Consider the following 13,184-nt stretch of genomic DNA (forward strand, 5'->3'; position numbering starts at 1 on the left):
GGCGGGCGTGTGAGCGCGCAGAGTTCGAGCTAGGGTTTTACCTGTTCCCACTCACTCACACCAGCAGAGCACCCTATGGACCAACGGATCTTGTCCTTCATCAATCCTTACCTTAACGTAAGGAATATCACGATGGAGATTTTCACTATGGCCACCGCCACACTCACCTCGAAAGGGCAAATCACTATCCCCGTGCAAGTGCGCACCGCGCTTGGCCTGGAAACAGGCGACCGGGTTGAATTTGTCGAAACGGAAGACGGCAAGTTTTCCATTATCGCCGCGAGCAAAACCGTGCAGGACCTCAAGGGGCTGATCCGCAAGCCTGCGCAGGCCGTGTCGATCGAAGACATGAACCGCGCCATCGCCGCGCAAGGAGCAAACGCCGGATGATCGGGCTCGATACCAATGTGCTGGTGCGCTATGTCACCCAGGATGACCCCGTGCAATCGCCCAAGGCCTCGGCGCTGATCGAGTCGCTCACCAGCGTGTCACCGGGCTTTGTCAGCCTGGTGTCGGTGGTGGAATTGGTCTGGGTGCTGCAAAGCTGCTATCAATCGGCCAAAAGCGACGTGGTGACCGTGCTGGAAACCCTGCTGCGCACCCGTGAACTGACCGTCGAGCACGCCGAGATTATCTGGCAGGCACTGCGACGATTCACAGGCGGCAAAGCCGACTTCGCCGACTACCTGATCGAACGCTGCGCCCATGCAGCCGGCTGTGAATACACCGCCACCTTCGACCTTGATGCGGCAAAAGCCACGGGAATGAAGCGCCTGGCTTGAGCCGCCGCATTGCGACGCATGCCGGGCTTTGGTAAAAAACGCCACTGCCCTTGATCAAGAGAACTCCCCACGTGCGCATGCTGCTTCTTGTTGCCATGGCCCTGGCGCCCACCCTCGCCCTGGCCGAGACCATCACCTGGCCCGACCTGCCCAAAACCTGCTTCGTCAGCGGCCGCTCCGCGACCAGCGTGGATATCGACAGCGGCTGCGCGGCGTTTACGCTGAATGTGCAAGGCAAGCCCGCGGGTTCACCGATCAAGGTGGATGTGCCGCAGTACGCCCTGCATGTGGATGAAGCCACCGGCAAGGAAACACCGGTGATCATCATCCAGGCCGAAGAACACGGCGACACCCAGATAGTTGGCTATCAGGAGTTGGGCAGCGATCAACTCGGTGCCGCGCTGCTGCGCGAGGTCAAGCTGTTAGGCACCCAAAAGCCGAGCTAGCCGTTTTGTCAGGTGCCAGGTTCAGCGAACCCAGCCACCGCCCTGCCAGTGATAACCGTCATTACGCTGCACCCAGTGCGGATGCACATAACGATAACCTTCGCGCACCTGCTCCCAATGGCCGTGCACCGCCACATAGCGCCCACCTTCCCAACGCCAGTAGCCGCGTGACCACACATAACCGTAGCGAGCCGCTGGCTCGACTTCGATCACCTGCACCGGCGGCGGCTGCGGCGCCACCACCTCGACATACTCTCGTTGCACCGGCCCGCGCTCGTGCACCACGCGCTCTTGTACACACCCGGACGCCGCGACGACAAACGCCGCCAATGCCGCATAACGTAGCAACATACACACCCCTCGGGCGCCAGCGCCCAACGAATACACCGGTAAAAAATGCCCCCTTGCTGCAGCCTCGCTCCTGCTTGGCTCTGGGTTATTTTTAACAGGTGGTGTCTGTCAGGTTGCTGAACCTGAGGTATTCGCACCACAGGGCCGGTATTTGAGCGCTCAAGCGGGTCCGAAACGCCCCAGCACCGCCTCGACAAAGCGCCGCAACTTGGCCGTGCGCTGGCGGTTCGCCGTGTAGACCAGGTGCATCGAGCGGCTCGGCGCCTCGAAGCCTGGCAGCACCCGCACCAACTCGCCCTTGGCCAGTGCCGTGCGCAAGAAGTCTTCAGGGCCAAGCACGATGCCGAAACCATCCAGTGCCGCCGTCATCAACGCCCGGCTTTCGTTGACCTGCAAACGGCTGGCAACCTGCACCTTGTGCACAGTGGTGCCTTGGTAAAAGACCCATTCACGCTCTGCCGGGCGTGACCAGAACGCATAACCCAGGCATTCGTGATGCTCAAGGTCTGCCGGCACCAAAGGCACGCCCCGTGCGGCCAGGTAGGCAGGCGCGGCGCAGGCCACCAGGCGATAAGGTGCCAGCGGCCGCGCCGTAAGGCCCGTCGTTGCAAGCGGGCCAATGCGAAAAGCCGCTTCATAACCCTCCTCCACCAGGTCGACAAAACGGTCGGTCAGGTGCAAGTCGATTTCCACATCCGGGTTGTCACGCAAAAACCCGGTAATCAGCGGCATCAGGCTGTAGGAGCCGAACGTGACCGGGGCGGTGACCTTCAACTTGCCGCGCGGGGTGTCATTCATGATCTGCGCCAGCGAATCGGCCGCCTCAGCTTCCGTGAGAATATGTTTGCAGCGCTCGTAGTACGCGCTACCCAGCTCCGTCAGGCTTTGCCGGCGCGTGGTGCGGTTGAGCAAGCGGGCGCCCAGGTGTTGCTCCAGCGCGGTGACATGCTTGGCCACCATCTGCGGCGACAGGTTCAAGCGCTCGGCGGCGCGGGCATAAGAGCCCAGCTCGGCGGCCGTTACAAACGCACTCATGCTGGTTAGACGGTCCACAATTAACTACTCCCAGTAACTACACTGACTCCAAACCACACATTTATCACCCAATGGTTGCCAATCATCATAGCCACTCCCCCACTTCGCAGGAGCAAGGCCATGAAGATTGGCGTGATTGGAGCAGGTTTTATCGGGCGCGCCGTGGCCCAACTGGCCCTGGCTGCCGGGCACGGGGTGATGCTGAGCAACTCCCGTGGCCCGCAGACCATGAGCAGCGTGCGCAGCGGCATACCCGGTGTGCAAGTGGGCAGCGCGCAGGATGCCGCCCAGTTTGGCGACGTGGTGCTGGTGGCGATCCCGCTTGAACACTACCGCAGCGTGCCCGCGCAGTGGCTGGCAGGCAAAACGGTGCTGGACGCCAACAATTACTACCCTGACCGCGATGGGCATATCCCGGTGCTGGACCGTTTTGAAACCACCACCAGCCGCCTGTTGGCCGAGCATTTTGCCGACTCAAAGGTCGTCAAAGTGTTTAATGCGATCTTTGACTCAGACATCAACCGCGATGCACGCCCCCACGGCGCGCCTGACCGTCGCGCCCTGCCGGTGGCCGCCGATGATGCGACGGCAAAGGCGCATGTGATCACGCTGCTCGACGAGCTGGGTTTCGACGCCGTGGACGCGGGAACGCTGGATGAAAGCTGGCGCTTTGAGCGGGCCAAGCCTGCGTACTGCGTGGCGCTGGATAAAGCCGGTTTAAAGGCCGCATTGGCCGCCGCCGAACGCACGGTGGAACTGCCGCCAGCCGAACGCTCCCGCACCTGAACCCACGCCCACAAAAAAGCCCGCTGACCGTTACCGGTTCAGCGGGCTCTTTAAAATCAGGCTTGGCTTACAGCGCCAGGTCAGACGTCGGCTTGCTCGGCTCAGCCGCAGGCTTGGCAGCCTCGGTGGCCTGGGTTGCCTTCGGTGCGCTCAACTGCGGGATCGCAGGCGGAGGCGTCAGTTGCAGGATACCGGCGGTGTAGGCCCATTCCTTGGCAACAGCCTCAGGGCTGTCGTTCAGCTTGGTGCCGTAGCTCGGTACGATCTGGTGCAGTTTGGCCTGCCACTCAGGCGTCGCGACCTTGTCCTTGAACACTTTTTGCAGCACGGTCAGCATGATCGGAGCCGCGGTGGACGCGCCCGGCGATGCACCCAACAGGCCGGCGATGGTGTTGTCGGCGGAGCTGACCACTTCGGTGCCGAGTTTCAGGACGCCGCCCTGCTCTTCGTCACGCTTGATGATCTGCACGCGCTGACCGGCTTGCCACAGGCGCCAGTCGGACTGCTTGGCGTTCGGGAAGTACTCTTGCAGCGCCTTGAAGCGGTCGTCATCGGACAGCATCAGTTGGCCGGCGAGGTACTCGACCAGTGGGTATTCACGAATACCGACTTTGGTCATAGGCCAGATGTTGTGGGTGGTGGTGCTGGTCAGCAGGTCCAGGTACGAGCCTTCTTTGAGGAACTTGGTCGAGAAGGTCGCGAATGGGCCAAACAGAATCACACGCTTGCCATCCAGCACGCGGGTGTCCAGGTGCGGAACCGACATCGGTGGCGCGCCAACCGAAGCCTTACCGTAGGCCTTGGCCATGTGCTGCTCGGCGATGGCCGGGTTATCGGTCACCAGGAACGAACCGCCCACCGGGAAGCCTGCGTATTCCTTGGCTTCAGGAATGCCCGACTTTTGCAGCAGGTGCAGTGCACCGCCGCCGGCGCCGATGAACACGAACTTGGCGTCGGTTTCGGTCTTGGTGCCGTCTTTCAGGTTTTTGTAGCTCACACGCCACGAACCGTCGGCGTTCTTGGTGATGTCCTGCACTTCGCTCGACAGTTTGAGATCAAACTTCGGCGTGGTTTGCAGGTGAGCGACGAACTGGCGGGTGATCTCGCCGAAGTTCACGTCGGTGCCGATCGGGGTCCAGGTGGCGGCGATCTTCTGCTTCGGATCACGGCCTTCCATCATCAATGGAACCCACTTGGCGATCTGCGCCGGGTCTTCGGAGTACTGCATACCGGCGAACAGCGGGCTGGCTTGCAGGGCTTCGTAGCGTTTTTTCAGGAACTTGATGTTGTCATCGCCCCACACAAAGCTCATGTGCGGTGTGGAGTTGATGAACGAACGCGGGTTCTTCAGCACGCCCTGCTGGACCTGCCAGGACCAGAACTGACGGGAAATCTGGAACGCTTCGTTGATCTCGACCGCTTTCGGGATCTCAACGGTGCCGTCCTTGTTTTCCGGGGTGTAGTTCAGCTCGGCCAGGGCCGAGTGACCGGTACCGGCGTTGTTCCAGCCGTTGGAGCTTTCTTCGGCCACGCCATCAAGACGCTCGACCATCTCCATCGACCAGTCCGGCTGCAGCTCATTGAGCCAAACACCCAGGGTCGCACTCATGATGCCGCCGCCGATCAGCAGCACATCGACTTTCTTTGCCTCTTCCGCGTGAACGGACGTGATCCCCATCGACAAAGCCAGCCCCAGCAGGGCAGTGTTTACTTTTTTAAACATCAGTAGCACCTATGATAAAACGCCATCCGCCCCACCGCCCCTGACTCTGCAGGCCGTAGGGTGGGCACACAAGGCCGACGTAGCGACCTCACTGTTTTTGTCCCTTCTGCGCTGACTTCTTATCATTATTGGCTTCAGCTACCTGGGCGACAGCCAACCGCCGGGACGTATACGGGTGTACGCACCGGGGAAAGACTAGACCAAGACGGCGCGCAGAATATCACGCTGAACCGCATTTATGCGCCGTTTGGCCAATTGACAGCTCTAAATCGCGGCTTTTAACGCGCACGTGTCAAGCATCGCAGCCGCGACCTGGGGTCACAGGGCGTTTAATCAAACTGAACCCTCGCGCAAAACGCTGTTCTAGACACCTTCGTGGCGGCTTGCGTAGCATCGCCACTGTCCTTCGTGCACTTTTTTCCTACAGAGTTACCCATGACTATCCAGCAAACACCCGGGCACGTACTGCCCGCGCGCAGCGCCGCCAAAATGGAAGCTGCCATGGCCGTGGGCGCCTTCGCGATCGGCACCGGCGAATTCGCCATCATGGGCCTGATGCCCGACATCGCCCAAAACCTGGGCTTAAGCGAACCCCAAGTCGGCCACGCGATCAGCGCCTACGCCCTGGGCGTGATGGTCGGCGCGCCACTGCTGGCGATCCTCGGCGCCAAACTGCTGCGCAAACACATGCTCTTACTGCTGATGGGCCTCTACGCCCTGGGCAACCTCGCCACCGCCTTCACCCCTACCTTTGGCTCGCTGGTGGCCTTCCGCTTCATCAGCGGCCTGCCCCACGGCGCCTACTTCGGCATCGCCGCCGTCGTCGCCTCCAGCATGGTGCCCAACGACAAACGCGCCGGCGCCGTGGCCCGCGTGATGATGGGTCTCACCCTCGCCATGCTGCTCGGCAACCCCATCGCCACCTTCCTCGGCCAACACCTGGGCTGGCGCTCGGCGTTCGCACTGGTCAGCGCCATCGCCCTGTGCACTATCGCCCTGGTCTGGCAATTCGTCCCCGACCGCCACGACGAACCGCGCAGCGACCCGCGCAAAGAATTGCGCGCCTTCACCAAACCCCAAGTGTGGATGGCCCTGTCCATCGGCGCGATTGGCTTTGCCGGCATGTTCTGCGTGTTCAGCTACCTCGCCCCGACCATGCTCGAAGTGACCAAAGTCTCGCCCCAGTGGATCCCCTTCGGCCTCGCCGCGTTTGGCTTGGGCGGCATCATCGGCAACATCGCCGGTGGCAAACTATTCGACCGCCTGCAATTTCGCGCCGTGGGCTGGATCATGGTGTGGTCGATGGCCGTGCTGATCTTCTTCACCTTCGCCGCCAGCTCGCTGTGGAGCGTACTGCTGGGCATCGGCCTGGTCGGCACCATGATTGCCATGGCCGCGCCGCTGCAAATCCGCCTGATGGACATTGCCCACGAAGCCCCAAGTTTGGCGGCAGCCTCCAACCACGCAGCGTTCAACCTGGCAAACGCGCTAGGGCCGTGGTTCGGCGGGATGGCGATTACAGCGGGATATGGCTGGACCAGCACCGGCTACATCGGCGCCGCCACAGCACTGGTCGGCCTGGGCATCTACCTCATCGCCCGCCGCATGAAAGACGGCCACTGATACATCACAGGCCACCCCTGTACCAATGTGGGAGCCCTGCACCAATGTGGGAGCGGGCTTGCCCGCGATAGCGGTGGGCCAGTCAACATATCAATGACTGCCCACCCGCCCATTCAATCATCATGCAACAACCCCGACCCATACTCCCCATAACTACTCCCCAACCCACTCCCGCCAAAACTCATCTTGGCCGCCTTGCTCGGGCTATGGTCCCCAAACGCCTGGCATCCGCCAGTAAAACAAGGGTCACCGCTCCCGCCCGACGACTCCGTCGAACAAGCGCCCAACAGCAACGTGCCAGCAATCAGCGCGACTTTAACCAGATTCGAGATCATGTTTTCAGTTCCCTATGGGCTGGAGGTGCGGGGAGCCTCTCTTGAAGAGGATCGTAGACCTCAAAGGTGCTGGGGACTATGAAATTTTGCGCGGTGACAGCAGGGGTTCAGGTTGCCGCCTTGGGGTAAGGCGGCGGGGTTGGGGTCAGGCGGTGGCTGGGCTGGCGGCAGGGGCGACTTGCTCTTGGGCGCGGGCGACGAGTAGAGCGCTCAGGTCGATGAGTTGCTGGATGCCGAGGATGATCGCGCGGTGCGGGTCTTCGAGATCGAAGGCCAGGGTGGCGGTTATTTGGTTGGCGGAATCGAGGTGCTCGGCGGCGTTGGCTAGGAGGGTTTCGGTGTCGATGTTGGGGCTGACGGAGAATAGGTTGCCGGGTGGGTGGTCGGCGGGGGCGGCGTTGTCGTCAGATGGCGGCAGGTAATGATGAATTGCTCGTTCGGCCGCTGCGTGAAGCTTGGTGTCGATGGGTGCAGGGTTGTGATCTACATAAGGATGGCGTGATTTGTTAGGCATGGGCGAAGCTCCAAATATTTTCGGGAGTTAAAACGCCTTAGCAATACGGACTTCCACCTCCGGCCGCTGGGTTTGCAGCGGTTGGATGAGGTTAGCGATGGGTGGTCTGACGAGCAAGCTGAAAAAAGCGTAGGAAGGTTCCTATGGTATATCGTGGTCTGACCCCGATTACCCCAGATTTCTGCCTATCACCTTTCATCCATACCTTCTGCAGAAGAGCTTTATGCTTCTGTAGGGAGCCCGAAAATTGGGCAGTAGTTTGCAGACACTCAAAAGCCGCGCAATGCGCGGCTTTTGAGTTGGTGGACTCACACGGACTTGAACCGTGGACCAAAGGATTATGAGCCCGAGTTAAAGTGTCGTAAATATTGGTAACCGCCAGCAAAAATCGAGTAGCTTATGAATTTGAAGCCAGCCGACCGTACAGGTCGTCGTACTCCATTAAAGGGGAAAGACGTATTTCATTCAACCGCGACACACTGCGCACTCTTCGTAGAGCACCATACACAGCTATAAATATTTTGTTCGCAGAGCCTGGAACTGCATCTTCAAAAACGTTGGAGCTGTGAGATGCACCTAACAAAAATTTTATGACTTCTTTAAAATTATTACTCCCTGGCGACACAAAATATGAGTAATAATCACTTTCTGTACTTTTTGCCAAAACAGAAACCGCTTCTGCAGTAGATCGCTTCGAAAGAAGAAAGTCCACTGCCTGCTCAAGGCTCATAGTCGTCCCAAAGCTCTCAAAATAACTATCTAACTCTTTCCTTATAACGCCATCCTTTGGCTCCTCCCAAAGCGCACGTCTATCTGGAAGAGAGCGTGTTCTAGAGAGCATCTCAAAAAACTTTTGAATCACTGAGTCGGCCTTTTCATCCAAGTCAAGATCTCTATATAGACGCACAATACTACTTAACCGATCGACATTCAAATATTCCAAATAAGCATCCACCGCCAAATCAAACTTACCAAAAAAATCATCTTGACTCATCCCTAGTTTGCTATGAAAGCTCATCCAAGCAGAATTATACATGTATTCAGCGCTGCTCGCCCTCAAACTCTCATTTGCTGCAAGTACTACTGCATCGAGATCTTCCTGGTCGACATACCCTTTCAAAACCAAATTAATGACTGCCACGTCGAGTTGACTAGTAGATAGATAGCCATAAGACCTCATAGCATCTGCCTGCTTCTCGTGATGTTTATAAACTTCCATCTCCTCAGCACTAGCGTCCGAAAGAGGGGATGCAATCCAGCCGTCGAACTTCAAAAGCATGCTCAGTTCAATAGGAGACTGGGAGCCCGCATATCTTGCTAAAATCGCCAATGGCAAAACACAGCGGATATCAGATAAAATCTTGTCATTAGTCACATTAACTTTACTGAGAATATAATCGTAATAGTATTTAATTTTACCGATAAGTCTGATATTCCTTATATCCAACTTAGTAATTCGCGACACAAACTCCGCGTCGCCTACGCCCCCTCCATCAAAAACCAACAACGCACAATCTCTGCTTGATGGCTTATATTCAAGCTCATAACCAAATACTTTTTCGCGATAACTTGCAAATTCATCACCAACTGAAGCATGCTCATCTTCATTTAAAATAAGAACAACCTTACAGTTTCTCTTTTCAATAAGAAATGAAACAAAGCCTAAAACCTCACCATCAGCAAGGCCTTTACCTTTGCGTTCAAAGTCATCTAAGCAAACCAATACGTTATTAATTGCTGATGATTGATAGGCCTCAACTAAGAGTTCAAGCTGTTTCATTCCCGACAGTAACGTAACATTTTTACGAAAAAATCTTGAAATACTATCAGCGCCATCTTTCACCGTAACAGCATTGCCAGACAGCTCTGCTTTATCCATGCCTACTAAATTTTGATAGATAGCCTGCTTTAAATCCTTAAGACTATTCAAGCCAAAAAGAGATACGTAAGAATAAGATGCACTACAAAACTTTGTTTTGTTTTCTTTTACAATACTTTCCCAAAGATGGGTCTTCCCCACCCCCCAGCCCCCTTTAAGAATAATCGCTTCGCCTTTTTTATGACTGGCGAACTCTAATAACTTCTCCTCAACTGCGACACTCATATAATTACTCACTCTTAACTTTTTGATATTTTTTTAATATACCGTATCAAATCAAAAGTAGCTATCAGCCATCATTTCAATGATAACTCGTGGGTTCCCCATCATTCATGCCGCGAAAAGTGTCGCTGTTCAGGCCTACTGCGCCGGACAAGTGCAAACCTAGCAAACGCGCTGATTTAGAAGCAAGGTTCCGAGTCGCTACCTGCAAGCAACTGACCAGAGCTGATCAAGCCTAGTTGTAAAACTTTGGCTCATCATCTCTCTCCGCATCCCCCAATCAGGATCCATAGGCACACTAGCCAACCGAAGTGTTCCCCTTCCTCATCGTTGGTTGATCACAAAAAAGGGGACAGATTTATTTAGCCGTCCTACGGTGGCCTACCGAACCAAAACAGCAACCAACGATTTAAGATCCCGACTGGATGCAATCATTGAGGCTGCTATGACACGGAATCCCTGACGCTGCCGGAAGATTCAACTCCCTCAACGATGTAGCCGCCAACCTCACCCGATCCCAGCCCCAATCCTGATAAACTCCCCGCCTCTGCCTCACCCATTCAGATTGCCCAATGTCCTTAATCACAGCTGCCCCCCAATCCCTCTCCCGCCGCTTCTCCGTCGCCCCCATGATGGATTGGACCGACCGCCACTGCCGGTACTTCCTGCGCCTGCTCTCCAAGCACGCCCTGCTCTACACCGAGATGGTCACCACCGGCGCAATCCTGCACGGCGACCACGACCGTTTCCTGCGCCACAACGAAGCCGAGCACCCACTCGCGCTGCAGTTGGGCGGCAGTGTCCCTGCCGACCTGGCCGCTTGTGCGCGTATGGCTGAGGCTGCCGGTTACGATGAAGTGAACTTGAATGTCGGCTGCCCGAGTGATCGGGTGCAGAACAATATGATCGGCGCGATCCTGATGGCGCACCCGGCGCTGGTGGCGGATTGCGTGAAGGCGATGCGGGATGCGGTGTCGATTCCGGTGACGGTGAAGCATCGTATCGGGATCAATGGGCGGGACAGTTATGCCGAGCTGTGTGATTTCGTTGGCACGGTGAGGGATGCGGGGTGTACCAGTTTTACGGTGCATGCGCGGATTGCGATTCTGGAGGGGTTGTCGCCGAAGGAGAATCGGGATATTCCGCCGTTGCGGTATGACGTGGCGGCGCAGTTGAAGCAGGATTTCCCGGAGTTGGAGATTGTGCTGAATGGTGGGATCAAGACGCTGGAGCAGTGCCAGGAGCATTTGCAGGTGTTTGATGGGGTGATGTTGGGGCGGGAGGCTTATCACAATCCGTATGTGTTGGCGGAGGTGGATCAGCGGTTGTTTGGCAGTGAGGCGCCGGTGGTGAGTCGGGCGCAGGTGTTGGCGTTGTTGCGGCCTTATATTGCGGAGCATTTGGCCAGTGGTGGGGCGATGCATCATGTTACTCGGCATGTGTTGGGGTTGGGGACTGGGTTTCCGGGGGCTCGTCGGTTCAGGCAGTTGTTGTCGGTGGATATTCATAAGGCGAGTGATCCGTTGGCTTTGTTGGATCAGGCTGGGGAGTTGTTGGAGGGGCGGTGAGGGGTTGGGTGTCAGTTGGTTTATTTGGAGGCTGACAGGCCGCTTTCGCGAGCAAGCCCGCTCCCACAGGCTTGAGTGCAGGGTGTCAGGGGGTTGGTTGGTGGCTGGGCTGGCGTTATCGCAGGCAAGCCAGCTCCCACAGTTTGAGTGCGGGGTGTCAGGGGGTTGGTTGGTGGCTGGGCTGGCGTTATCGCAGGCAAGCCAGCTCCCACAGTTTGAGTGCGGGGTGTCAGGGGGTTGGGTGGTGGCTGGGCTGGCGTTATCGCAGGCAAGCCAGCTCCCACAGTTTGAGTGCGGGGTGTCAGGGGGTTGGGTGGTGGCTGGGCTGGCGTTATCGCAGGCAAGCCAGCTCCCACAGGTTTGAGTGCGGGGTGTCAGGGGGTTGGGTGGTGGCTGGGCTGGCGTTATCGCAGGCAAGCCAGCTCCCACCGTTTTGGGTGATGGGTGTCAGGGTTGGTCGGTGGCTGGGCTGTTGTGGCGAGCAGGCTTGCCCTGCGTTGGGGTGCGTAGCGGCCCTGATGACTATGACGGCGTTCTGAATGAAAAACTCGATCGCCTTACTGGGGCTGCTTCGCAGCCCAACGCAGGGCAAGCCTGCTCGCCACAGCAAGCCTGCTCGCCACAGGGAGCCAGCTCTCACACGGGGCCGCGTGGGTTGGGGGAACTTGGGTTGAACCTGTCGGGGGTTTTGGTCTCCTATTTAGCACCAAGACGGGGCATTCAAACGGCTGTTTTCAGGTTGTTGCCCTCGCAAACAACTGAATGTATTTGCGCCCTTGAGCGCTTGTCGGCGCTCGGGTAATGTCATCAGACCCACAGGACAGAGCACGCCCATGACTTCCAAGCTGGAACAACTCAAGCAATTCACCACCGTTGTAGCCGATACCGGCGATTTCTCCACACTCGCCAAGCTCAAGCCGCAAGACGCCACCACTAACCCTTCCCTGCTGCTCAAGGCGGCGTCGATTCCAGGCTATGCCACGCTGCTGGATGAGGCTGTGAAGGACTGCAACGGTGACGTGGGCCTGGCCAGCGACCGTTTTGCGGTGGCGGTAGGTCAAGAGATTCTCAAAGTCGTGCCGGGGCGTATTTCCACCGAGGTGGATGCGCGTTTGTCGTTCGATGAAGCCGCGATTCTCAAGCGTGCGCACCGTCTGATCGACCTGTACGACAAAGCCGGCGTAGGCCGTGACCGCGTGCTGATCAAGATCGCCTCCACCTGGGAAGGCATCCGCGCAGCGGAGAAGCTGGAAAAAGAAGGCATTCAAACCAACCTGACGCTGCTGTTTTCGTTTGCCCAGGCCGTGGCCTGCGCCGAAGCCGGTGTGTTCCTGATTTCGCCGTTCGTGGGCCGTATCTACGACTGGTACAAGAAGGCCAACGGCAACGACTACACCGGCGCTGAAGACCCAGGCGTTGTGTCGGTAACGCGCATCTACAACTACTACAAGGCCAATGGCTATAAAACTGTAGTAATGGGTGCAAGCTTCCGTAACCTCAGCCAGATTGAAGAGCTGGCCGGCTGTGACCGCCTGACCATCAGCCCGGACCTGCTGGAGAAGCTGGCCGCCGATGAAGGCAAGCTGGAGCGCAAGCTGTCGCCAGGCCATGCCGGTGAAGCGCGGGTGCATTTGACGGAAGCGCAGTTCCGTTGGGAGTCCAACGAGGATGCGATGGCGACTGAGAAGCTGGCGGAGGGGATTCGTCAGTTTGCTCGGGACCAGGAGAAACTGGAGGCGTTGTTGACTGCCAAGCTGTAAGGCAGGCGGCGACAAAAAGGGCGGCACCTGTGAGGGTGCCGCCCTTTTTCATGTTTGCTGATCTCAAACCAAACCCCATTCAAACTGTGGGAGCTGGCTTGCCTGCGATAGCGGTGGGTCAGTGATGAATAGGTGGCTGACACACCGCTATCGCAGGCAA

At 57.6% G+C, this 13,184-nt stretch carries 13 protein-coding genes and 1 pseudogene; 7 read left to right on the top strand and 7 right to left on the bottom strand.

The features are described from left to right. Positions 1-132 precede the first annotated feature (132 nt). The 3 genes from AB4P96_RS23370 to AB4P96_RS23380 all read left to right on the top strand — a co-directional run bounded on the left by AB4P96_RS23370 (position 133) and on the right by AB4P96_RS23380 (position 1,228). Complete coding sequence (locus AB4P96_RS23370; protein ID WP_017137462.1) at positions 133-390, top strand: AbrB/MazE/SpoVT family DNA-binding domain-containing protein; 258 nt, start codon at positions 133-135, stop codon at positions 388-390. After that, positions 387-782 carry a PIN domain-containing protein gene (locus AB4P96_RS23375; RefSeq protein ID WP_017137461.1) on the top strand — a complete coding sequence of 132 codons (396 nt, stop codon included), beginning with the start codon at positions 387-389 and terminating at the stop codon, positions 780-782. Before AB4P96_RS23370 ends, AB4P96_RS23375 begins: the two co-directional genes overlap by 4 nt. A gap of 77 nt (positions 783-859) precedes the next feature. Next, complete coding sequence (locus AB4P96_RS23380; RefSeq protein WP_170039025.1) at positions 860-1,228, top strand: hypothetical protein; 369 nt, start codon at positions 860-862, stop codon at positions 1,226-1,228. A gap of 21 nt (positions 1,229-1,249) precedes the next feature. Here AB4P96_RS23380 and AB4P96_RS23385 read toward each other — a convergent pair whose 3' ends face one another. Beyond that, entirely contained in the window at positions 1,250-1,579 is a 330-nt protein-coding gene (locus tag AB4P96_RS23385) for a YXWGXW repeat-containing protein (protein WP_099549597.1), read from the bottom strand. A 159-nt stretch (positions 1,580-1,738) separates the two neighbouring features. Continuing rightward, positions 1,739-2,614 carry a LysR family transcriptional regulator gene (locus tag AB4P96_RS23390; protein ID WP_176991362.1) on the bottom strand — a complete coding sequence of 292 codons (876 nt, stop codon included), beginning with the start codon at positions 2,612-2,614 and terminating at the stop codon, positions 1,739-1,741. A gap of 120 nt (positions 2,615-2,734) precedes the next feature. Between AB4P96_RS23390 and AB4P96_RS23395 the strand changes: the two genes are divergently transcribed. After that, positions 2,735-3,400 carry an NADPH-dependent F420 reductase gene (locus AB4P96_RS23395; protein ID WP_395600130.1) on the top strand — a complete coding sequence of 222 codons (666 nt, stop codon included), beginning with the start codon at positions 2,735-2,737 and terminating at the stop codon, positions 3,398-3,400. A 67-nt stretch (positions 3,401-3,467) separates the two neighbouring features. Here the strand turns inward: AB4P96_RS23395 and mqo are convergent, their stop codons facing one another. Continuing rightward, positions 3,468-5,123, bottom strand: a complete 1,656-nt coding sequence (gene mqo, locus AB4P96_RS23400) for a malate dehydrogenase (quinone) (protein WP_099549600.1) — start codon at positions 5,121-5,123, stop codon at positions 3,468-3,470. Positions 5,124-5,558: 435 nt separating this feature from the next. Between mqo and AB4P96_RS23405 the strand changes: the two genes are divergently transcribed. Further along, positions 5,559-6,746 carry an MFS transporter gene (locus AB4P96_RS23405; protein WP_395600131.1) on the top strand — a complete coding sequence of 396 codons (1,188 nt, stop codon included), beginning with the start codon at positions 5,559-5,561 and terminating at the stop codon, positions 6,744-6,746. A gap of 113 nt (positions 6,747-6,859) precedes the next feature. On the opposite strand, the gene AB4P96_RS23410 is transcribed toward AB4P96_RS23405, so the two are convergent. The 4 genes and pseudogenes from AB4P96_RS23410 to AB4P96_RS23425 form a co-directional block, all read right to left on the bottom strand. Beyond that, entirely contained in the window at positions 6,860-7,081 is a 222-nt protein-coding gene (locus AB4P96_RS23410; RefSeq protein WP_395600132.1) for a hypothetical protein, read from the bottom strand. A gap of 145 nt (positions 7,082-7,226) precedes the next feature. Further along, complete coding sequence (locus tag AB4P96_RS23415; protein WP_395600133.1) at positions 7,227-7,595, bottom strand: DUF6124 family protein; 369 nt, start codon at positions 7,593-7,595, stop codon at positions 7,227-7,229. Positions 7,596-7,992: 397 nt separating this feature from the next. After that, on the bottom strand, positions 7,993-9,699 hold the full coding sequence (locus AB4P96_RS23420; protein WP_395600134.1) for a P-loop NTPase fold protein: 1,707 nt from the start codon (positions 9,697-9,699) through the stop codon (positions 7,993-7,995). A gap of 198 nt (positions 9,700-9,897) precedes the next feature. Continuing rightward, positions 9,898-10,020 (bottom strand): annotated as a pseudogene (locus tag AB4P96_RS23425) (DUF4113 domain-containing protein); the annotation flags it as partial. Positions 10,021-10,268: 248 nt separating this feature from the next. On the opposite strand from AB4P96_RS23425, the gene dusA reads away from it, so the two are divergent. Both dusA and tal read left to right on the top strand, forming a co-directional pair. Beyond that, positions 10,269-11,264, top strand: a complete 996-nt coding sequence (dusA, locus tag AB4P96_RS23430; RefSeq protein WP_395600135.1) for a tRNA dihydrouridine(20/20a) synthase DusA — start codon at positions 10,269-10,271, stop codon at positions 11,262-11,264. Positions 11,265-12,097: 833 nt separating this feature from the next. Continuing rightward, positions 12,098-13,024 (top strand): transaldolase, encoded by a 927-nt coding sequence (gene tal, locus AB4P96_RS23435; protein ID WP_138454296.1) that lies wholly within the window; start codon positions 12,098-12,100, stop codon positions 13,022-13,024. Positions 13,025-13,184 lie beyond the last annotated feature (160 nt).

The organism is Pseudomonas sp. B19125, assembly GCF_044218855.1.
In the GTDB taxonomy this organism is placed as follows: Bacteria; Pseudomonadota; Gammaproteobacteria; order Pseudomonadales; family Pseudomonadaceae; genus Aquipseudomonas; species Aquipseudomonas edaphica.